This window comes from Chelativorans petroleitrophicus (genome assembly GCF_025398195.1).
Classification (GTDB): domain Bacteria; phylum Pseudomonadota; class Alphaproteobacteria; order Rhizobiales; family Rhizobiaceae; genus Chelativorans; species Chelativorans petroleitrophicus.
Genome location: NZ_JAODNV010000004.1, coordinates 89227 through 108527, shown reverse-complemented (window position 1 = coordinate 108527; position 19301 = coordinate 89227). Strand labels below are relative to the sequence as shown.

At 61.5% G+C, this 19301-nt stretch carries 20 protein-coding genes; 10 read left to right on the top strand and 10 right to left on the bottom strand.

Annotated features, from left to right (window positions below):
- Positions 1-72: 72 nt before the first annotated feature.
- Positions 73-1038: a DUF1402 family protein gene (locus tag NYR54_RS02390; RefSeq protein WP_261513832.1), complete on the top strand. Its 966-nt coding sequence runs from the start codon at positions 73-75 to the stop codon at positions 1036-1038.
- Positions 1039-1087: 49 nt separating this feature from the next.
- On the opposite strand, the gene NYR54_RS02385 is transcribed toward NYR54_RS02390, so the two are convergent.
- From NYR54_RS02385 to NYR54_RS02370, 4 genes are all read right to left on the bottom strand, one after another.
- On the bottom strand, positions 1088-1477 hold the full coding sequence (locus NYR54_RS02385) for a helix-turn-helix domain-containing protein (protein WP_261513831.1): 390 nt from the start codon (positions 1475-1477) through the stop codon (positions 1088-1090).
- Positions 1474-2022: a Smr/MutS family protein gene (locus tag NYR54_RS02380; protein WP_261513830.1), complete on the bottom strand. Its 549-nt coding sequence runs from the start codon at positions 2020-2022 to the stop codon at positions 1474-1476. Before NYR54_RS02380 ends, NYR54_RS02385 begins: the two co-directional genes overlap by 4 nt.
- Positions 2019-2843, bottom strand: a complete 825-nt coding sequence (gene mltA, locus NYR54_RS02375; protein WP_341484275.1) for a murein transglycosylase A — start codon at positions 2841-2843, stop codon at positions 2019-2021. The genes NYR54_RS02380 and mltA overlap by 4 nt, the downstream gene beginning before the upstream one ends.
- A gap of 330 nt (positions 2844-3173) precedes the next feature.
- Positions 3174-3890 carry a Tim44/TimA family putative adaptor protein gene (locus NYR54_RS02370; RefSeq protein WP_261513828.1) on the bottom strand — a complete coding sequence of 239 codons (717 nt, stop codon included), beginning with the start codon at positions 3888-3890 and terminating at the stop codon, positions 3174-3176.
- Between the two features lie 179 nt (positions 3891-4069).
- Between NYR54_RS02370 and NYR54_RS02365 the strand changes: the two genes are divergently transcribed.
- Positions 4070-4555, top strand: a complete 486-nt coding sequence (locus tag NYR54_RS02365; protein WP_261513827.1) for an FxsA family protein — start codon at positions 4070-4072, stop codon at positions 4553-4555.
- A gap of 96 nt (positions 4556-4651) precedes the next feature.
- Complete coding sequence (gene secB / locus NYR54_RS02360) at positions 4652-5179, top strand: protein-export chaperone SecB (RefSeq protein ID WP_261513826.1); 528 nt, start codon at positions 4652-4654, stop codon at positions 5177-5179.
- A 39-nt stretch (positions 5180-5218) separates the two neighbouring features.
- Here the strand turns inward: secB and dnaQ are convergent, their stop codons facing one another.
- The 5 genes from dnaQ to NYR54_RS02335 form a co-directional block, all read right to left on the bottom strand.
- Complete coding sequence (gene dnaQ, locus NYR54_RS02355) at positions 5219-5953, bottom strand: DNA polymerase III subunit epsilon (RefSeq protein WP_261513825.1); 735 nt, start codon at positions 5951-5953, stop codon at positions 5219-5221.
- 80 nt (positions 5954-6033) lie between these two features.
- On the bottom strand, positions 6034-6621 hold the full coding sequence (coaE, locus tag NYR54_RS02350; RefSeq protein ID WP_261513824.1) for a dephospho-CoA kinase: 588 nt from the start codon (positions 6619-6621) through the stop codon (positions 6034-6036).
- Entirely contained in the window at positions 6618-7454 is an 837-nt protein-coding gene (locus tag NYR54_RS02345) for a shikimate dehydrogenase (RefSeq protein ID WP_261513823.1), read from the bottom strand. Before NYR54_RS02345 ends, coaE begins: the two co-directional genes overlap by 4 nt.
- Positions 7447-8055, bottom strand: a complete 609-nt coding sequence (locus NYR54_RS02340; RefSeq protein ID WP_261513822.1) for a Maf-like protein — start codon at positions 8053-8055, stop codon at positions 7447-7449. Before NYR54_RS02340 ends, NYR54_RS02345 begins: the two co-directional genes overlap by 8 nt.
- A 16-nt stretch (positions 8056-8071) precedes the next feature.
- Positions 8072-8881 (bottom strand): pyruvate, water dikinase regulatory protein, encoded by an 810-nt coding sequence (locus NYR54_RS02335; RefSeq protein WP_261513821.1) that lies wholly within the window; start codon positions 8879-8881, stop codon positions 8072-8074.
- Positions 8882-9253: 372 nt separating this feature from the next.
- Here NYR54_RS02335 and hemE point away from each other — a divergent pair, with 372 nt between their 5' ends.
- From hemE to rho, 3 genes are all read left to right on the top strand, one after another.
- Positions 9254-10303 carry a uroporphyrinogen decarboxylase gene (gene hemE, locus NYR54_RS02330; RefSeq protein WP_261513820.1) on the top strand — a complete coding sequence of 350 codons (1050 nt, stop codon included), beginning with the start codon at positions 9254-9256 and terminating at the stop codon, positions 10301-10303.
- Positions 10300-10833, top strand: a complete 534-nt coding sequence (gene hemJ, locus NYR54_RS02325) for a protoporphyrinogen oxidase HemJ (protein WP_261513819.1) — start codon at positions 10300-10302, stop codon at positions 10831-10833. The genes hemE and hemJ overlap by 4 nt, the downstream gene beginning before the upstream one ends.
- A 200-nt stretch (positions 10834-11033) precedes the next feature.
- Positions 11034-12299 carry a transcription termination factor Rho gene (gene rho / locus NYR54_RS02320; RefSeq protein WP_261513818.1) on the top strand — a complete coding sequence of 422 codons (1266 nt, stop codon included), beginning with the start codon at positions 11034-11036 and terminating at the stop codon, positions 12297-12299.
- A gap of 129 nt (positions 12300-12428) precedes the next feature.
- Here rho and NYR54_RS02315 read toward each other — a convergent pair whose 3' ends face one another.
- On the bottom strand, positions 12429-14456 hold the full coding sequence (locus NYR54_RS02315) for a thioredoxin domain-containing protein (protein ID WP_261513816.1): 2028 nt from the start codon (positions 14454-14456) through the stop codon (positions 12429-12431).
- A gap of 57 nt (positions 14457-14513) precedes the next feature.
- On the opposite strand from NYR54_RS02315, the gene mnmE reads away from it, so the two are divergent.
- The 4 genes from mnmE (at position 14514) to NYR54_RS02295 (ending at position 19298) form a co-directional block, all read left to right on the top strand.
- Complete coding sequence (mnmE, locus tag NYR54_RS02310; RefSeq protein WP_261513815.1) at positions 14514-15830, top strand: tRNA uridine-5-carboxymethylaminomethyl(34) synthesis GTPase MnmE; 1317 nt, start codon at positions 14514-14516, stop codon at positions 15828-15830.
- A gap of 130 nt (positions 15831-15960) precedes the next feature.
- The gene (mnmG, locus tag NYR54_RS02305) at positions 15961-17835 is read left to right on the top strand and encodes a tRNA uridine-5-carboxymethylaminomethyl(34) synthesis enzyme MnmG (protein ID WP_261513814.1); all 1875 of its coding nucleotides are present in this window, start codon (positions 15961-15963) and stop codon (positions 17833-17835) included.
- Positions 17835-18464: a 16S rRNA (guanine(527)-N(7))-methyltransferase RsmG gene (gene rsmG, locus NYR54_RS02300; protein ID WP_261513813.1), complete on the top strand. Its 630-nt coding sequence runs from the start codon at positions 17835-17837 to the stop codon at positions 18462-18464. Before mnmG ends, rsmG begins: the two co-directional genes overlap by 1 nt.
- A 39-nt stretch (positions 18465-18503) precedes the next feature.
- On the top strand, positions 18504-19298 hold the full coding sequence (locus tag NYR54_RS02295) for a ParA family protein (RefSeq protein ID WP_261513812.1): 795 nt from the start codon (positions 18504-18506) through the stop codon (positions 19296-19298).
- Positions 19299-19301: the final 3 nt, after the last annotated feature.

The window sequence follows — 19301 nt, the reverse complement described above, 5'->3', positions numbered from 1 at the left end:
AACGTCCTCGACTTGCCCCGCTGCATTTTCTAGGTTGCCGCCGTTAAGCGATTCAGCGTTCGGTGGTCATTCTTGCGGGGCATCCTAGGCGGCTTGATCCTGTTTTTGTACCTGGCGGCGGCACCCGTCGAGGCGGTGGAGCTTGTTCCTCCGGGCAACCGCAACGTCGAGCAGCCACCCATCCCCGGCGCCTCGGCCCGGCGCACGGCCGCGCTCCAGACCACTTACGCCACCAAATACCGCCGCATCTACGAGCTTCTCAGGAACGATGCCACGCTCAGGTCCAAGATTCGCAACGCGGCCGCGGCTTTCGGGATCGAGCCGATCCACATCATCGGGGCCATCGTCGGCGAGCATACCTACAATGTGGATGCGTACGACCAGCTCCAGACCTACTATGTGAAAGCGGTCTCCTATTTCAGGAGCAGTTTCACTTTCTCCTACGGCGGGGAGACGATCGACGAGTTTCTCCAGCGCCCGGAATTCGCCGCCTGTGCCGGCGAGAAAGACAGCTACGCGCTGTGGAGCTGTCGTGAGAATGTGTGGGATGAGGTCTTCCGCGGCAGGACAGTCGGCGGCAAGCGCTTTCCCGAAGACCGTTTCAGCGCGGTTTTCTTCCAGCCCTTCTTCGCCGGGCAGACATTCGGGATCGGGCAGCTGAATCCGCTGACCGCCCTGCAGATGACGGATATGGTCCACGAGGTGACTGGGCTTGCGAAGATCAACCACACCGACCCGCAGGGGGTGTACCGGGCGATCATGGACCCCGACACCACGCTCGCCTACATCGCGGCGACGCTGAAGAAGTCCATCGACGCCTATGCGCGGATCGCGGGCTTCGACATCAGCAAGAATCCGGGCATCACGGCCACGCTCTACAATCTGGGCAATCCCGAGACACGCGCGGCGAGGCTGGCAGCGGAGAACCGGCTGCGGCGCAAGCATGGTCGCGCCCTGAAATGGCCGGAAGAGAACTATTACGGCTGGTTGGTGAACGACAAGCTTGAGGAACTCGAGGCGCTCGCCGCCGAATCGTAAGTGCTGGCCGCAGCGTCTTCCGCAAGGAAACCGGCACCTTAAGGCAGCACTATCCGCCGCTCTCGGTCTTTTTCCGCTTCTCTTCCAAAATATCAAGCAGCGCAGCGTAAAGCCGTTCGAGGTCCCCCTCCTCTAGCTCGGCAATGTTCCGGGCCAGCAGATTGGCGAGCGCGGTGGCCGTCGCGGGAAGCCCGGCGGTGTCCACCACCACGCGCGGATGCGACAGCTCGGCCAGCCGCTGCATTTCGTCCGCTTCGTCCCAGATGACGTTGAAATAGCCGATGATCTTCTGGACCATCGCCCAGTTGGGCGGACTGCGCCGGCCATGCTCCAGCGCCGACAGATAGGCAGGGCTGACACCGAGGGCAGCCGCCATCTCCTTCTGCGACACGCCGCGCGCCCGCCGGAGCGCCCGCACCTTTGCGGCAAAGGGAGTCATCTGCCGTCCCGCCTGCGGCGCAGCCGCACATAAAGGGCGCCGGCCCCGCCATGGTGGCGCGCGGCCTCCCCGTAGGCGCCCACGATGGCCGAAAAAGGCGGCGCGGCAAACCACTGAGGAACGGCCCGGCGCAGCACTCCCTCGCCGCCGGTCGATCCTTTGCCGGTGATCACCAGCACATAGCGTCTACCGGTCATGAAAGCCCGCCCGAGGAATGACAGGAGCAAGGTGTGGGCCTCGCTCTGCGTCAGGCCATGGAGATCCACCCGGCCGGCAATGTCGAGGCGGCCGCGCGCCAGCTTCTCGCGGGTCTGTGCATCCAGCCGGTGCGGCCGATGATGGATGTGCCCGGCGGCGGTCTTCTCCTGCCCGCGCGGTTGCCTGTCGGGCGTGCGCGTCTCCCGCGGCGGGAGAGCTGAAAGGGCAGCGGCATCCTCCTCCATCTCCAGAAGCGCCTTGCCCGGAAGCGGGGTTGCCGTGCGCGCAACACGGCTCCAGAGAATCCGGTCCTCCGCCGTCAAATGTTCCCCGCCTGCCCGCTTCATGCGTCTCGTTCCTCCACGAGCCGCCGTGGCACCAGCACATAGACATCCGCTGCATGACGGATCGTTCCTGCAATCTCGCCCGCTTCATGCCCGGTGCCGATGAAAAGATCGCCGCGTGCCGGGCCCGTGATGGCCGAACCGGTGTCCTGCGCGATCATCAGCCGGCGGAAGGGCCTGCCATCTACATGGCGAAGCTCGGGGGCGGCGATGAAAAACGGGGTAGCAAAGGTGTGAAGCAAACGGTCCACCGCGATCGAGCGCCCGGGTTGAAGCTGCACCTTGGCCGCGGCTACGGGCCCGAGCTCTGGGTCTCCGAACGGCGTCTCACGGAAAAAGATGTAGGAGCGGTTCTTCCAGAGGATTTCGTCGCGGCGTTCCGGATGATCACGCAGCCATGACCGTATCGTCTGCATCGTGACCTGCTCGAGCGGGATCTCGCCGAGGTTCGCCAGCACGCGTCCGATAGCCGTAAAAGGGTGGCCGGACTTGGCGGCGTAGGTGACGCGCATCGACTCGCCATCGGTCATCTTCAGCCGCGCCGCGCCCTGCACATGGATGAAGAACGCATCTACACGGTCCGCAAGCCAGCAAAGCTCCAGGTCGCGGCCTGTCAGCGCGCCCCGCTCGATCGCCTCGCGGTCGTGATAGGGAACAAGATCGCCGTCCTGCATTCGCGCGAAGGTAATGGAGGGATCCCAACCCTCGGGCCGATTTCCCCCGTCGACCTTCACCAGATCGTCCGGCGGGCGGTAGAGCGGCACAGGAAACCGTTCGGTGCGGCGGTAAGATGCTGGCGCCTCGGGCTCGTAATAGCCGGTCATGAAACCGGCAGCCCCTGATTCGGGGCGAAACCGGAAAGGAACGAAATACCGCTCGAAGAACGCACGTGCCTCGGCTTTGCCGGGTCTTCGGGTAACGCTCAGCGCCTGGACGAAGGACTCTGCAAAGGATTCAAAAGAAACGCCCAGAGAGCCGGTCTTATAGGGCCGCTTTTGAGCCTCTCGGGCCGACCGGGCGAAGGCTGCAAATGCCTGTTCGACGCCTTCGTCCTCATTCCACCCCGGTATCGCATCAAAGGAAACAAGGGCTGACAGCCCTGAAAGACCCGGCAATTCCGCGCCACCCCTGCCCGGTCGCCTTCGCAAACGGGCTTACTCCTCTGCTTCGGTTGCGACCAGCTTCCAGTTGGGATCGCGGGAACGGGTGTCGCGCGCGAATGTCCACACGTCCTTCACCTCGGCGACCGTTTCCGGGTCGCCGTCGATGATGGTACCTGCACCGTCGCGCGTGGCCGAGATCAGCTCGCTGACGATCCGAAGCGTGACATGAGCCTCGTGCCCCTTCATTTCGGCGGCCACGATGGTGGCCTTGTCGATGCCGACGAAGGAGGACTCGATCTTCTCGGAGCGTTTCTCGCGCTCGTCGATCGCCGCGACGAACCCTTCATAGACCTCGCGCGAAAGCAGGTTCTTGAGCGTGCGTCGGTCACCGTCCGCATAGGCCATGACGATCATCTCGTAAGCGAGCTTGGCACCTTCCACGAAGGCGTCGGGGTCGAAGGAAGGATCGGCGTCCTTGATGGCGCGCAGCCCCTTGTTGAGTTCGCTGCCGACGGGCGCCACCGCATCGATGGCCGTATATTTCTGTTCGCTGTCGCCGCTGGCCGCCTTGGCGTGGCGCGGCAGCGAGACGACGGTATCGGTTTTCCCCTCCCTGCCGGCTTCGGCAGCGCGCGTGCGCGCTGCTGTATAAGGATCGAAGGGCGGGCGCTCGTTCCCGGTGCGGCGGCCGAGCACGTTGCGCAACTGGATGAAGATCACGACTGCCGCGACCAGGAAGAAAATCGTGCCGAAATCAAAGAATTCCATGGTGTCCGCCAAAGCCGCTCTGTCGTGTTGCGCCCGCCAAGGCCCAAGATATGGCGCCGCCGCGATTATTGCCCATATAGAACTCACGAGGCGATCATTCAAATGGTCGGCATACATGCCTATGTCCCGGTTTTCGGCCAAGCTTAAGGCCCAAACCCAAATGAGAGGTTAGACCAAACGTGCCCTTTGCCCTAATCCCATTCCTTCTGCTGGCCATTCCATTGGTCGAAATCGCCGTTTTTGTGATGGTCGGGCAGAAGATCGGCGTGCTTGCGACCATCGGGCTTGTGCTGGCAACGACCGTCGCAGGCGCCATTCTCCTGCGTTTGCAGGGGTTTGGCATCGTCATGCAAATGCGGCGCACGCTCGATGAGGGCCGCCTGCCCGGCCGCGAGCTCGTCCATGGCGTCATGGTGCTGGCCGCCGGCGTTCTGCTTCTGACGCCGGGTTTAGTGACCGATCTGCTCGGCCTGCTGCTCTTCATTCCCGTGGTCAGAGACGCCGTCTGGGCCTTCGTGAAGAACCGCATCGTCATCGTCGGCGGCACGGAAACGAGGCGCGGCTATCATTACGAGTACAGGCAGACGAGAACCATCGACCTCGACGCTCAGGATTACACCGCCAGCTCCGGCTCATCTCCCTGGCAGCCGAAGGACGACAACTAAGCTCGCTCCAACCTTGTATCGGCGGCCGTAACCGTGCTAGCGAACGCTCGGTTGAGGCCGCGGCGCGGTCAGGCGTAATTGCAAGGATTGAAAGCGATGGCGAAGAAACCCGGTGAAACCGAGAAGGACAATCAGGCGGCCGAAGCGCCGAAGGCCGGCGACACCACGCAGCAGAAGCAGCAGCCCAGTCTCACCGTGCTGACGCAGTACATCAAGGACCTGTCTTTCGAAAATCCCGGCGCCCCGCAGACGCTGCGCGTTCGCGACAAGGCCCCCGCCATCAGCATCAATGTCAACGTCAACGCGAATCCCTTGAACGTCCCGGAATACGAGGTGGTGCTGACGCTGACAGCACGCGCGGAAGTCGACAAGAACGTGATGTTCAACGTGGAGCTCGTCTATGGCGGCGTCTTCCGGATTCAGGGCTTTCCGCAGGAGCACATGCTGCCCCTGCTCTTCATCGAGTGCCCACGCCTTCTCTTCCCCTTCGCGCGGCAGATCGTCGCTGATGCCACGCGCAACGGCGGCTTCCCGCCCTTGATGATCGACCCGATCGACTTTGCGCGCATGTTCCAGCAGCGCCTTGCGGAAGAAGAAGCCCGCAGGAAAGTGCAGGTTTCCTGAACTGCGAATGCGGTTTTCCAAAAGTCAGAGCAGATAGCGTCAGGCGGTTTGCGCCCTGGCGTCGGAGTCTGCGAGGCGCTTCAAATTCAGCCAAAGAGCGTTTTCGCCCATCTGTGACACGAGCGCCTCATGCGCCTGGCGCTCGGCTTCACTGAGCCTTGAGGGCAGCGGACGCGGGCGCGGCGGCAGGGAAACCGGTGTGCTGCCCTCGCGCAGCATTCCGGCCTCACCCTGGGATGCGACCTCGAGACCGAAGGTGGCCTGCCGACCGCCAACCAGCTCGATATAGATCTCGGCCAGAAGCTCCGCGTCGAGAAGCGCGCCATGCTTCGTGCGGTGCGAGTTATCGATGCCGTAGCGCCGACAGAGCGCATCGAGCGAATTCGGTCCCATCGGGTGCTTCCGGCGGGCGATAGCCAGCGTATCCACTACCCGTGACGGGTCGATGTAGGGCTGGCCGAGCCTCTCCAGCTCCGCGTTGATGAAGCCGATATCGAAATTGGCATTGTGGGCGACCAGTTTTGCCCCGTCGATGAAATCCAGAAACTCCTGGAGAATGTCGGCGAAGACCGGCTTGTCGGCCAGGTCAGCATCCGAAATGCCGTGAATGGCCTGCGCTTCCGGGCTCACGGATCGGCCTTCAGGATTGATGAAGACGTGCATCGTGCGGCCGGTCGGGAAGCGGTTCGACAGTTCCACGCAGCCGAGCTCAATGATCCGGTCTTCCCGCGGATCGAGGCCGGTCGTTTCCGTATCGAAAATGATCTCTCGCATTCGAATCACTCCCTAGGCGAGGATGTGCGAGCCGGACGCCCATGGCAAGGCGGAAGCGGTGGATAAGCGCCAGCGTCCTGTCAGTTGACTGAGGTAAGCTCGGCGATGATCCGGTGAACCGCCTCGCGCGCAGCCTCCATGCCGAGGCTCGTGTCGATGAGAAAGTCCGCGCGCTTGCGCTTTTCCGCATCGGGAACCTGCCGGGCCAGTATCTTTTCAAACTTTTCTTCGGTCATGTCCGGCCTCGCGAGCACGCGCTCGCGCTGGACCTCATAAGGCGCGGTAACCACTAGGATCTTGTCCACCCGATCGGTTCCGCCTGTTTCGAAAAGCAGCGGAATGTCGAGCACGACGAGCGGTGTGCCCTTTCTCCGGTGTGCTTCCACGAAGCGGCCGGCATCCTTGCGCACGAGCGGGTGAATGAGCTGTTCGAGCTTGCGCAGCGCCTGGAGATCATCGACCACAACCTTCGCCAGCCTTTCCCGGTCCACCTTTCCGTTCAGTGTCGTGCCGGGAAAAAGCGCTTCGACCTGAGCCGCCGCCTCGCCTTCGTAAAGCCGGTGCACCGCCGCGTCCGAATCGTGCACCGGCACGCCGGCCTCCGCAAACATGCGGGCGGTTGTGGATTTGCCCATGCCGATCGAGCCGGTAAGGCCGAGGATAATCACTTTCCGGCCTCCAGGTCGGCCACGACGGTACGCCGCAGTTCCTCGGTCACTTCCGGCCGTTTTCCGAACCAGCGTTCGAAACCCGGTACGGCCTGATGGAGAAGCATGCCCAACCCGTCGACAGTGCGAAGGCTCCGTTTGGCAGCCTCAGCAAGCAATGGCGTGACAAGCGGCACGTAGACGATGTCGGTGACGATCGCGCTGTCCGGCAGTCGGGCGAGATCGACCGCCGGACCTTCATTGCCGTGCATGCCGAGCGAGGTGGTGTTGATAAGAAGCGTGGTGTCGGCAAGCAGCTCGGGAACGGCATCCCAGCCATGGGCGCTCGTGCCACCCCTAAAGCGGTCCACCAGGGACTGCGCACGGGAGAGCGTGCGGTTGACAATCCGGATGTCGCCGAAGCCGCGCGTTTGAAGCGCATGCACGATGGCAAGGGCGGCGCCCCCCGCCCCAAGCACGGTGGCAACGCCCCTGTCCCATCCGGGCAGGGCCGCATCGAGATTCGCCGCAAAGCCGTAGGCGTCCGTATTGCTTCCGTGCAGGCGCCCCTCCTGAAACCAGAGCGTGTTGACGGCGCCGATCGCCTCGGCTGTTTCATCGAGGCATTCTGCCAGGCGGTAGGCGGCCTCCTTGTGCGGTATGGTGACATTGCCGCCCGCGTAGCCCTCTTCTCCTATTCCGGAGAGGAAGGCGGCGAAGTCCGCCGGGAGAACGTCCCGGCGCTCATATGTGCCCTCGATGCCATATTCCCGAAGCCAATAGCCGTGAATGAGCGGCGAACGCGAATGTGCGACTGGATGTCCACAGACGAAAGCGCGTGGATGCTCAGCCATCGATGGCTCCGACCTCTCTGAGTTTTGCAAGCAGCGGCAACAAGGGCAGCCCGACAATGGTGAAGTAATCGCCCTCGATCCGCTCGAAAAGCTGGATTCCCTCGCCTTCTATCTGATAAGCGCCCACGCTTTCCAGTGCCTTGCCGCCTACGCGCGCCAGGTGCCGTCCGATGAAGCCTGGATCGAGCCGGCGCATCGTCATACGCGCGACCGCCACATGCCGCCAGACCGCCTCGCCGCCCCGGGCGAGAACCACCGCGGTGTTGAGATGATGCGTGTGGCCCGATAGGGTGAGAAGATGGCGGCGTGCAGCCTCCATATCGGGGGGCTTGTGAAAGATGCGATCGTCAAGGGAAAGCGTCTGGTCGCCGCCGATCACCCAGCTTTCGGGATGGCGTTCCGAAACGTCCACTGCCTTGGCTTCCGCAAGAATGAGCGCGACGTCCTCGGGGCCAGTGCCTGTTCCCTCCAAAGGTGTTTCCAGCGCCCGCTCGTCCACGCCCGGCTTTACGACCCGCAAGGAGAGCCCAGCGTTTTCGAGAAGCTGCCTGCGGAAGGGGCTGGTGGAGGCGAGGATGAGGGTTGCGTTCTGCTGTGACATGGATTTTCCTCTCCGCTCACCAGGATTTGCCGCGTAAGGCCAGTATGGCGGCCGCGGTCTCTTCAATCGAGCGCCGCGTAACGTCGATGATCGGCCAGCCATGCCGGTTGCAGAGCTGGCGCGCATATTCAAGCTCCTGGGTGATGGCTGACCGATCAGTATAGGAGCTGCATTCCGCGCCCAGAACCCGGTTCCGCCGCACCTGCGCGATGCGCTCGGCGGAGGCGACGAGGCCCACGATCAGCGGACCGCGCGCACGCGCTAGTTCCTGCGGCAGGGGCATGTCCAGAAGGATGGGTATGTTGGCGGTCCTGATGCCGCGATTGGCGAGATAAATGCTGGTCGGCGTCTTTGAGGTACGTGAAATCCCCACCAGCACGATCTCCGCCTGATCGACGTCTTGGGGAAGCTGCCCGTCATCGTGCTCCATCGTGAAATTGAGGGCGTCGATCCGGCGGAAATAGTCCGCATCAAGCACATATTGGGCTCCAACCCGCCGGCCCGCCGGCGGGCCGAGATAGGACTGCAGGACATTCAGGACCGGTTCGAGCACCGACACGCTAGGCAGCCCCATGGCGGCGCAGCGTTCATCGACCAAGCGCGCCAGCGTCTGATCTACGATCGTGTAGAGCACGATGCCGGGCTGCCGGTCGATATTATCGAACACTTTCTCAAGCTGCTTCTGCGTGCGCACAAGCGGGTAGATGTGCTCGATCGCGCGGACGTTCTTGTATTGCGCGGCGGCAGCCCGCCCCGCCGCCAGAAGGGTCTCGCCTGTGGCATCGGAAATCAGATGCAGATGAAAGAAGCTCTGCGGCTTATGCACATCTTTAGCTCCCGCTGTGGAGAGCTGTTGATAGCGCGCCGGCTTTGGCGTGACGAGACCTGCGGCAATGGAAAAGCAGGTCTTTCATCCACATCCCGCCACGTGATGGACAAGGAAATCCGGCTGTAGAGAATTGCGGGAAAAAGGTATTTTCTCCACATAAGTGCTCGAATGCCACCGACAGATGGACAAGGCCAAAGCGCTGAATGCTCATGGTAATCCGGCGCTTTCCCCGTTATTCTTGCCAGTGGATTTCACAAAAGCGCGGCAATATGCGCGCTCGCGCGAACGGCGCCGGCGTGGACAGGATTTAATCCACGTTCCAAACAGACTCTTAGAATCAGAATCCTCTTTTGGATTCCTTTAAATTTTATGAATCGAGAGGTCCTGAACGTGGTAGCCGGAAAATTCCTCGACGTACTGAAGGGAAAGACCGTCTTCCCGCCGCCCATCTGGATGATGCGGCAAGCCGGACGCTATCTCCCTGAGTATCGGGAAACACGCAAACAGGCGGGCGGGTTCCTTGACCTGTGCTACGATCCCGATCTCGCCGTCGAAGTGACGCTGCAGCCGATCCGGCGCTTCGGTTTCGATGCCGCCATTCTGTTTTCCGACATTCTCGTCGTGCCGCATGCGCTCGGCCGGGATTTGCGTTTTGAAGAAGGCGCGGGCCCTCTGATGACGCCGATTTTAGAAAGGGACATAGATGGGCTAGATGGCTCGTCCTTCCATGAGAGGCTGGCGCCGGTTTATGAAGCGGTGAGACGCCTGCGGCACGAGCTGCCTGCCGAAACGGCGCTCATCGGCTTTTGCGGCGCGCCATGGACGATCGCCACCTATATGGTGGCAGGCCGGGGAACGCCAGATCAGGCGCCCGCGCGGCTTTTCGGATACAGGTCACCCGAGGCCTTCGCGCGGCTTCTCGACGTGATCGCCGCCTGGTCGGCTGAATATTTGATCCGCCAGATCGAGACCGGTGTCGACGCCGTGCAGATCTTTGATTCCTGGGCCGGGATACTCGATGAGGCGAGCTTTGATCGCTGGTGCGTGCGGCCCGTCGCGGAAATCGTGCGCCGGGTGAAGAAAAAACACCCGCAAGTTCCTATCATCGGTTTCCCGAAAGGGGCGGGCGCGCTCTTATCGGGCTATCGCCAGGCAACCGGCGTGACAGCGCTGGGTCTTGACTGGACGGTGCCGCTCGAACATGCGCGGCGGTTGCAGAAGGAAGGCGCGGTGCAGGGGAATCTGGACCCCTTGCGCCTTGTGGCGGGAGGCCGGGCGCTTTCGGAAGGCGTCGAGGCCATTCTGAGGGTATTGGGATCGGGGCCCCTAATCTTCAATCTCGGCCACGGGATTACACCCGACACGCCGCTTGAACACGTGGAAGCGATGATAAGGCAGGTGCGGGACGCAAGAGCATGAGCGCGGAAGCAAGTGACGAAGGCCGGAAGGCGGCGCGGCGGGCGACGATCGCGTTGCTGATTTTCGCGGTGTTGACGGCGCTCCTCTTTTTTGTGGCGCCCGACGACCTATATAATTGGATCAAAGCCCTCCACGTGATCGCCGTCATCTCCTGGATGGCGGGGATGTTCTATCTGCCGCGACTGTTCGTGTATCACGCCGAGGCAGGCGCCGGTTCTCCCCAGGCAGAAACCTTCAAGGTCATGGAACGGCGCCTTCTGCGCCTCATCATCAATCCCGCGATGACCGCTTCATGGGTGTTCGGCTTCTGGCTGGCGTGGAAAGGCTTTGGTTTTGCGGTCGGGTGGCTTCACGCCAAGCTAGCCGCGGTGCTGCTTCTTTCGGCTCTACACGGCTATTTGTCCCGGGCGCAGCGGCTCTTCGAGGCTGACCGCAATACTAAACCAGCACGTCATTGGCGCATGCTCAACGAGGTGCCGGCCCTGCTGATGGTGGTGATCGTCATACTCGTGATTGTTAAGCCGTTTTGACGCGATCGCCCCCGCCGCGGGATGCGGCCGGACTGGCGTGACGAGCGAAAAGGCACCTTGCTCTTTTTCCGCCGGGGCGATAAAAAAGGCGCTCCTCCCTCCATGTCCGGTGCCGTTTTTCAGGTTGCGGAACGGCCGGTGCCGCCTAGGCAACCCTCTATCATCGGTGCTTCCCAATGCTTCAAACAGAGTCCGCACCTATGCAGGAAATGAAACTCCAGGAGCTCAAAAGCAAATCGCCGACCGATCTCATCGCGTTCGCCGAATCGCTTGAGGTGGAGAACGCCAGCATCATGCGCAAGCAGGAGCTGATGTTCGCCATCCTGAAGAAGCTCTCGACGCAGGATATCGAGATCATCGGCGAAGGTGTGGTCGAGGTCTTGCAGGACGGCTTCGGTTTCCTGCGCTCCGCGACGGCCAACTATCTGCCGGGCCCGGACGACATCTATATTTCGCCTTCCCAGATTCGCCGCTTCTCGCTGAAGACCGGCGACACGGTGGAGGGCCCCATTCGCAGCCCCAAAGAAGGCGAGCGGTATTTCGCCCTGCTCAAGGTCAATACGATCAATTTCGAGGACCCGGAGAAAATCCGGCACAAGATTCATTTCGACAATCTGACGCCGCTCTATCCCAACGAGCGGCTGAAGATGGAGATCGAAAATCCGACTACGAAGGATCTGTCCGCGCGCGTCATCGATCTGGTGGCGCCACTCGGCAAGGGGCAGCGTGCCTTGATCGTGGCGCCGCCTCGTACCGGTAAGACGGTGCTGCTTCAGAACATCGCGCACTCGATCACCACGAACCATCCGGAATGTTTCCTCATCGTGCTCCTCATCGACGAACGGCCCGAGGAAGTGACGGACATGCAGCGCTCGGTGAAGGGCGAGGTGATTTCCTCGACCTTCGACGAGCCCGCCACACGGCACGTGCAAGTGGCTGAGATGGTGATCGAGAAGGCAAAGAGGCTGGTGGAACACGGCCGTGACGTGGTCATCCTTCTGGATTCGATCACACGTCTTGGCCGCGCCTACAACACCGTCGTGCCTTCCTCCGGCAAGGTTCTGACGGGTGGTGTCGACGCAAACGCACTGCAGCGGCCGAAACGCTTCTTCGGCGCTGCGCGCAACATCGAGGAAGGCGGCTCGCTCACCATCATCGCAACCGCGCTGATTGACACCGGCAGCCGGATGGACGAGGTCATTTTCGAGGAATTCAAGGGTACGGGCAACTCGGAAATCGTGCTCGACCGGAAGGTGGCCGACAAGCGCATCTATCCCGCGATGGATATCCTCAAGTCCGGTACGCGCAAGGAAGATCTGCTGGTGCCACGCCAGGACCTGCAGAAAATATTCGTGCTGCGGCGCATCCTCGCGCCCATGGGCACGACGGACGCGATCGAGTTCCTCATCGACAAGCTCAAGCAGACCAAGAGCAACGCGGAGTTCTTCGATTCCATGAACACCTGAGTGCCCTTTTAGATGGGCGCTTCAGCCGTGGCATGGAGGAAATCGGCTTTATTTTGGAAGATGGGCCGGGCTCAAACAGCCCGGCCTTTTCGGCTTGAGGGCACGATGCAAAAACCTGCTTTACTGCCCCTAACCATGATCGCCCGCGAGTGACGAGCGCAGGGCTGCTTCCAGCGTCGTTGCGTCGCGAAACGGCGGAAGGCAGCTTTGGCCGATGCAGAGATATGCTGCGGGAACGGTACGATCGACTATTATGCCCGCCTGGCGCTCAGCCGGTCCCTCTTCCGGTCCGAGAACAATATCGACCCGCCTCGGATCGGGAAGTCGATTCGCGACTGGAACGAATGTCTCGCCTGAAGGATCGTTCATGAGCAGTTTCAGCGGCTGCCGCGCTATGGATGCCGCGTGAACGATGCCCGTCTGGCCAGAGAACTGTCCAAGCGAGCGGGCGAGCGCGGCTTCGGCAACTTGTGTCGCCTTTTCATAGAAGGCGTGATTGCCGCTGGCGCTGGAGAGCTGCACGAGAGCTGTAATGATCTGCGCTGTGGCGGATGGAATGGCTTCATCCACATCCCCTCGGATGCGGATGGGAACATCCGGGCTGTCGGAAGCGGTCAGGTAATAGCCGGTTCTCGTCTCGTCGCCGTGCCAGCGGTCGAGCATCTCCGCCCACGCTTCGGCCTGCCGGATATATTGCTGATCCTGCAACGCTCCATGGAGAGCCACTGCGGCGGAGATCATGGCGGCATAGTCGCTCGCAATGCCTGGGAAGAGGCATTTCTGACCGCCTATGCTGTGAGGAAGACGGCCCTCCTGCCTCGATTCGCATACGGAACGAAAGGCTTTTGAAGCAGCCTCGATCCAGTTAGACCGATCGAGCTGCCTGCCGGCGATGGCAAGAGCCGTGATAGCCAGCCCGTTCCAATCCACGAGCATTTTGTCGTCCCGCGCCGGCCGGACGCGTGAATCTCGCCGCTCGCGCAACTTGTTGAGCAACTCGCGAAGGCGCCTCTCCTGCTCCTGCGGGAGTGGTTCCGGATGATCGAGTCGGTGAAGGATGGGGTCACCCTCCCAGCCCGGCGGGCTAGCCAGACTGTAGACCGCCAGCAATTCATCCGCTTCTGTGCCGAGCACATCTTCGATCTGCGCGCGGTTCCACAGATAGAATTTGCCCTCCTCGCCCTCCGAATCCGCGTCTAGGCTGGAGGCAAATGCGCCGCCTTCAACACGCATCTCCCGCAGCATCCAGTCAACCGTCTCCTCGATTCGCATCCGGAACAATTGGTCATTCGTTTCACCATAGGCGTAACATGCCAACCGGATGAGCTGGGCGTTGTCGTATAGCATCTTCTCGAAATGAGGTACGAGCCAATGTGCGTCCGTGGAATAGCGCGCAAGTCCGCCGCCGACGTGATCGTAAATGCCGCCGGAAAGCATGTGACGTAGGGTCCGTAACACGGCGTCGCGATGCTCTGCGCTCCGGTGTTTGAGCCAATCAAGCCAAAGCAGATCGAGAAAGGGCGCATTCGGGAACTTCGGTCCGCCCCGCAACCCACCTGTCTGAGGATCCATCGCGGACGCGATTTTGCCTGCGAGTGCGTGAAGGGGCGGCTCCAGGCCATGCCCTGTCCGACCGGCAGGCGCAAGCCGTTTTTGCACATGCGCGGAAAGCGCTTCGGCACTGCGCGTCAGCTGCTGCTTCTTTTCCTGCCAGGCCGCATGCACCGCATTCATCACTTCAACAAATCCGGGGCGACCGAATTTTGCGGTTTTGGGAAAGTAGGTGCCGCCCCAGAAAGGCTTTGCGTCCGGCGTGAGAAACATCGTCAGCGGCCAGCCACCCTGCTCTCCCATGGCACCGAGCGCCGTCATATAGATCTGGTCGATGTCGGGTCGCTCCTCCCGGTCCACCTTGATATTCACGAAGAGACGGTTCATGACTTCCGCCACCTCGTCATCCTCAAAGCATTCGTGGGCCATGACGTGACACCAGTGGCACGCCGCGTAGCCGATGGAAAGGAGGATGGGGCGTTCAAGCGCCTTGGCTTCCTGCAGAGCCTCCACGGACCAGGCGCGCCAATGCACCGGGTTGTTCCTGTGCTGCAGGAGATAGGGGCTGGTCTCGTTGCCGAGAAGGTTCTTCGCAGGAAGGGCCACGGTCATCTCCTGTTGTCGGATCGTTTCAAAGGTAGAGCGTCGTAGATGACGGATCAAATGCCGCGCGACACAATCTTTGCCCTGTCAAGCGGGGCGCTGCCCTCTGGCATCGCCGTAGTCCGGCTGTCAGGGCCTGCCACGCGCACAGTCATCCGGAAAATGGCTGGTACCCTTCCCCCGCCGCGCCAGGCGCAGCTGAGAGACATAAAGTCGGGCGAGGGTAATCAGCTTGATCGGGGGCTGGTTCTGTTTTTCCCGGGACCGGCGAGTTTCACCGGCGAGGATTGCGGCGAATTGCATCTCCACGGTGGGCGCGCCGTGGTGACGGCGGTTCTGGAAGCGCTCGGAGCTTTTCCGGGTCTCCGGATGGCCGAGGCTGGAGAATTTACCAGGCGGGCGTTTCTTAACGGCAAGATCGATTTGCCCGGCGCCGAAGCGCTATCCGACCTGATTGCGGCGGAAACGGAAGCACAGAGGCGGTTCGCTCTCGCCAACACCACGGAGGCTCATCGCAAGCTCTACGATAAGTGGCGGCAACAGCTCATACGAGCCCGTGCCCTGATCGAGGCGGAGCTCGATTTTGCCGATGAATCGGACGTGCCCGGTTCGGTGGCTGACACGGTATGGCCAGAGGTGGCAGCGCTGCGTGATGTCATTACGGCCCATGCCGCAACCTATCGCGACGCCGAGATAATCCGCGACGGCTTTCAGGTGGTGATCATTGGCGCGCCCAATGCCGGCAAATCCACCCTGCTTAACGCGCTCGCCCGCCGCGAGGTAGCGATCGTGACCGATGAACCGGGCACCACGCGTGATGTTCTGGAGGTCGCTCTGGATATCGGCGGGATGAAGGTAGTGCTGGCCGATACAGCCGGTATCCGCGAAGCCGAAGGACGAGTCGAGGCCATCGGTATCGAGCGCTCGCTGGAGCGGGCGCGCAAGGCGGATCTGGTGTTGCTACTTGAGGATATGGCCGCGCCGCATCCCGTCGAGATACCCGGCGGCGCGCAGGCCATCAGGATCGGAACGAAGAGCGATTTGGTCCCGCCCGGTTCTCGGCCACAAGACTATGACTGCGTCATCTCTGCCCATACTGGTGAAGGCCTCGATCGTCTTCTCGGCCTTCTGCGGGAGGCAAGTGAAGGCTTCTCGTCCTGTATTGGAAACGTACTGCCCTTCCGTGCCCGGCACGTGGCGCTTCTCAATGAGGCGGCGGCTGAGCTGGGTTTTGCGCTTGAACGGGAGAATGACGGGTTGGAGCTTAGAGCCGAAAACCTCCGCCGCGCCGGACAGGCGCTCGCCCAAATTCTAGGCGAAATTGATGTGGAGCATTTACTGGACGAGATTTTCTCCACCTTCTGTGTCGGCAAGTGATTCACGTGAAACACTTATGCGAGGGACCGCGCATGACTCACGTGAAACACTGCGGCTCGAGTGAGCAGGTTTCACGTGAAACCTTTCCTGCGGGCTTGACGCGAGGCGCAGAAGCACGCATCTCCTCGCCATGATTGCGGAGCAGACTTCATTCGACGTTGTTGTCATCGGCGGTGGGCACGCCGGCTGCGAGGCTGCCGCGGCGGCCGCGCGCGCTGGCGCGCGCACGGCGCTCGTTACCTTGCGGCGGGACACGATCGGCGTAATGTCCTGCAACCCCGCCATCGGTGGCATCGGCAAGGGCCAGCTCGTGCGTGAAGTGGATGCGCTAGACGGGTTGATGGGCCGTGTAGCGGATGCTGCCAGCATCCAGTTCCGCCTTCTGAACAGGCGCAAGGGGCCGGCCGTACGAGGCCCGCGCACTCAGGCGGACCGGAAGCTTTACCGCAAGGCCATGCAGACCGCCATCGCGGAACAGGCTGGTCTCACCGTCATCGAGGCCGAAGCGCACGCCCTGGGTATCGGCAACGGGCGAATCACACACGTCATCCTTTCCGGCGAACGGCGCATCGATTGCGGTGCTGTCGTCCTCACCACCGGCACATTTCTGCGCGGACTGATTCATATTGGTGAGCGGAAAATACCAGCGGGCCGCATGAACGAGCCTGCCGCACAGCGTCTGTCCGCATCCATGGTAGCGGCCGGCTTTGCCTTGGGGCGGCTCAAGACCGGAACACCGCCACGCCTCGACGGCCGCACGATCATGTGGGACGGTCTCGGCAGGCAGGAACCGGACGAGGAGCCCGTTTTCTTTTCGCTTCTGACCGATAGCCTGGCCAATCCGCAGATTTCCTGCGGGATCACGAGGACCATACCCGAAACGCACCGCATCATTCGGGAGAATATCCATCGCTCGGCCATGTATTCTGGCGCGATTGAGGGTATCGGGCCGCGCTACTGCCCGTCCATTGAGGACAAGATCGTGAAGTTCGGCGATCGGGATGGGCACCAGATCTTTCTCGAGCCGGAGGGGCTGAACGATGACACCGTCTATCCCAACGGTATTTCGACCTCCCTGCCCGAGGATGTGCAGCATGCCTTCTTGCGGACTATCCCGGGATTGGAGAATGCCCGCGTTCTGCAGCCGGGCTACGCCATAGAATATGATCACGTGGACCCGCGCGAACTTGAACCGACGCTGCAGACCCGCAGGGTACGCGGCCTATTCCTCGCGGGGCAGATTAACGGCACGACCGGATATGAGGAGGCGGCCGCGCAGGGAATTCTTGCAGGTATCAATGCGGCGCGACTTGCCGGTGGCGCGGAACCGGTGAGCCTTAGCCGCACCCAATCTTACATCGGCGTGATGGTGGACGATCTCGTTTCCCGCGGCGTCACGGAACCCTACCGCATGTTCACCTCGCGTGCAGAATTTCGCCTATCGCTTCGTGCAGATAATGCGGATACGCGGCTTACGCCTCTGGCAATCGAATGGGGCATTGCATCAGCGGAGCGGCGCAGGCGGTTTGAGGCATGGGAAAAGGCTCTTGAGGAAGCACGCTCATTGGCTAAGTCCCGCGATCTCACGCCAAATGAGGCAGAAAGGCATGGAATCATCCTCAACCGGGACGGCATCCGCCGCACAGCCTATGATCTACTGGCCTATCCGGATGTGACACTCGAGCGCCTTTCGTCCATCTGGCCCGAGTTCGGTACGATCCCGCCCAAGGTTGCTGAGCGGCTGGAAACGGAAGCGCGTTATGCCGTCTATCTGGAGCGTCAGGCAGCCGACACCGAGATGATCAGGCAGGAAGAGAGAACGGCTATACCGGAGGAAACGAATTTTGATGCGGTCCCCGGGCTTTCGAACGAGCTACGGGACAAGTTGAAGCGCAGGCGCCCCCGCACACTTGCGGAAGCTCAGCGGATCGACGGGATGACCCCGGCTGCGCTCGCACTGATTCTGATGACAATTAGGAATAATTTGCGCAGGCAGAGTGCATAGTGAGAGAAGACCTCTATCGTGAGTTGCAGGCCATTTCTGGCCCCGTTTCACGTGAAACATTGGCCGATTTGGAAGCCTTTCAGAGCGAATTTCTCCGCTGGGCAAGCCGCATCAATCTGGCCGCCCCCTCGACGCTGCCGCGGCTTTGGGACCGGCACATTCTTGATAGCGCGCAGCTTATGCCGTTGGCTCCCGAGGCGTCCCGCTGGCTAGATCTCGGCTCCGGTGGCGGATTTCCGGGCGCCATCATTGCTATCCTCATTTCGCGGCGTTCTGATTCTCAAGTGACTCTGATCGAAAGCAACCGCAAGAAAGCGGCCTTTCTTCAAACGACCCTCGCTGCCTTGAAGGCGCCGACCCGCATACTTCCCCGACGGATCGAGGATTGTTATCAAGATGTTCCCGCGCCGCAGATCATTACGGCTCGGGCACTAGCGCCGCTTCCACGTCTGTTTCTGTTGATAGAACCCTGGATGAGGCAGGGCGCTCGCGCTCTCCTGCATAAAGGCAGGGATTTCCAAAGGGAATTGGAAGAAAGCAGTGACGCTTGGCGATTCGATCTGGTAGAACACCGCGACAAGGTCGGCGACGGCGTGATTCTGGAGATTCGCGATCTTCACCGCGCCTGATGCGGCCGATGGCTCAGAGTTTTGCTTGTAGGGGCATCCATGAATAAGCCATCACGCATAATCACCGTGGCGAACCAGAAAGGCGGCGTGGGCAAGACCACCACGGCCATTAATCTGGCGACGGCACTGGCGGCGATCGGAGAGTGCGTGTTGATCGTCGATCTCGATCCACAGGGAAATGCGAGCACGGGCCTCGGGATCGACCGTCAGGCGCGGCTGGTGTCTTCCTACGACGTGCTGACGGGAAGCGCGAGCGTCAAGGAAAGCGCGATGGAAACGGTCGTCCCGGGGCTTTCTATCATTCCCTCCACGCTCGACCTACTTGGCATCGAGATGGAGATTTCCTCGGCGCCCGACCGCGTGCTGAAGCTACGGCGCGCTTTGCGTGAAGTGACTGGTGGTATCCCCTTCTCCTATGTACTCATCGATTGCCCACCCTCGCTCAACCTCCTTACACTTAATGCCATGGCGGCGGCGGATTCTGTTCTGGTGCCGCTCCAGTGCGAATTCTTCGCGCTTGAGGGCCTCAGTCAGCTTCTTCAGACGGTGGAGCAGATTCGCGGCTCCATTAACCCTGCCTTAACCATACAGGGCATTGTTCTCACCATGTTTGACAGGCGGAACAACCTCGCCAATCAGGTGGTCGAGGATGTCCGCGCCCATATGGGCGATACGGTCTATGAAACCGTGATCCCGCGGAACGTGCGGGTGTCCGAAGCGCCGTCCTATGGGAAACCGGCGATCCTCTACGATCTGAAATGCTCGGGCAGCCAGGCATATCTGCAGCTCGCGTCGGAGGTCATCCGGCGGGAGCGTCGCCTTCGGGCAGCCTGATGC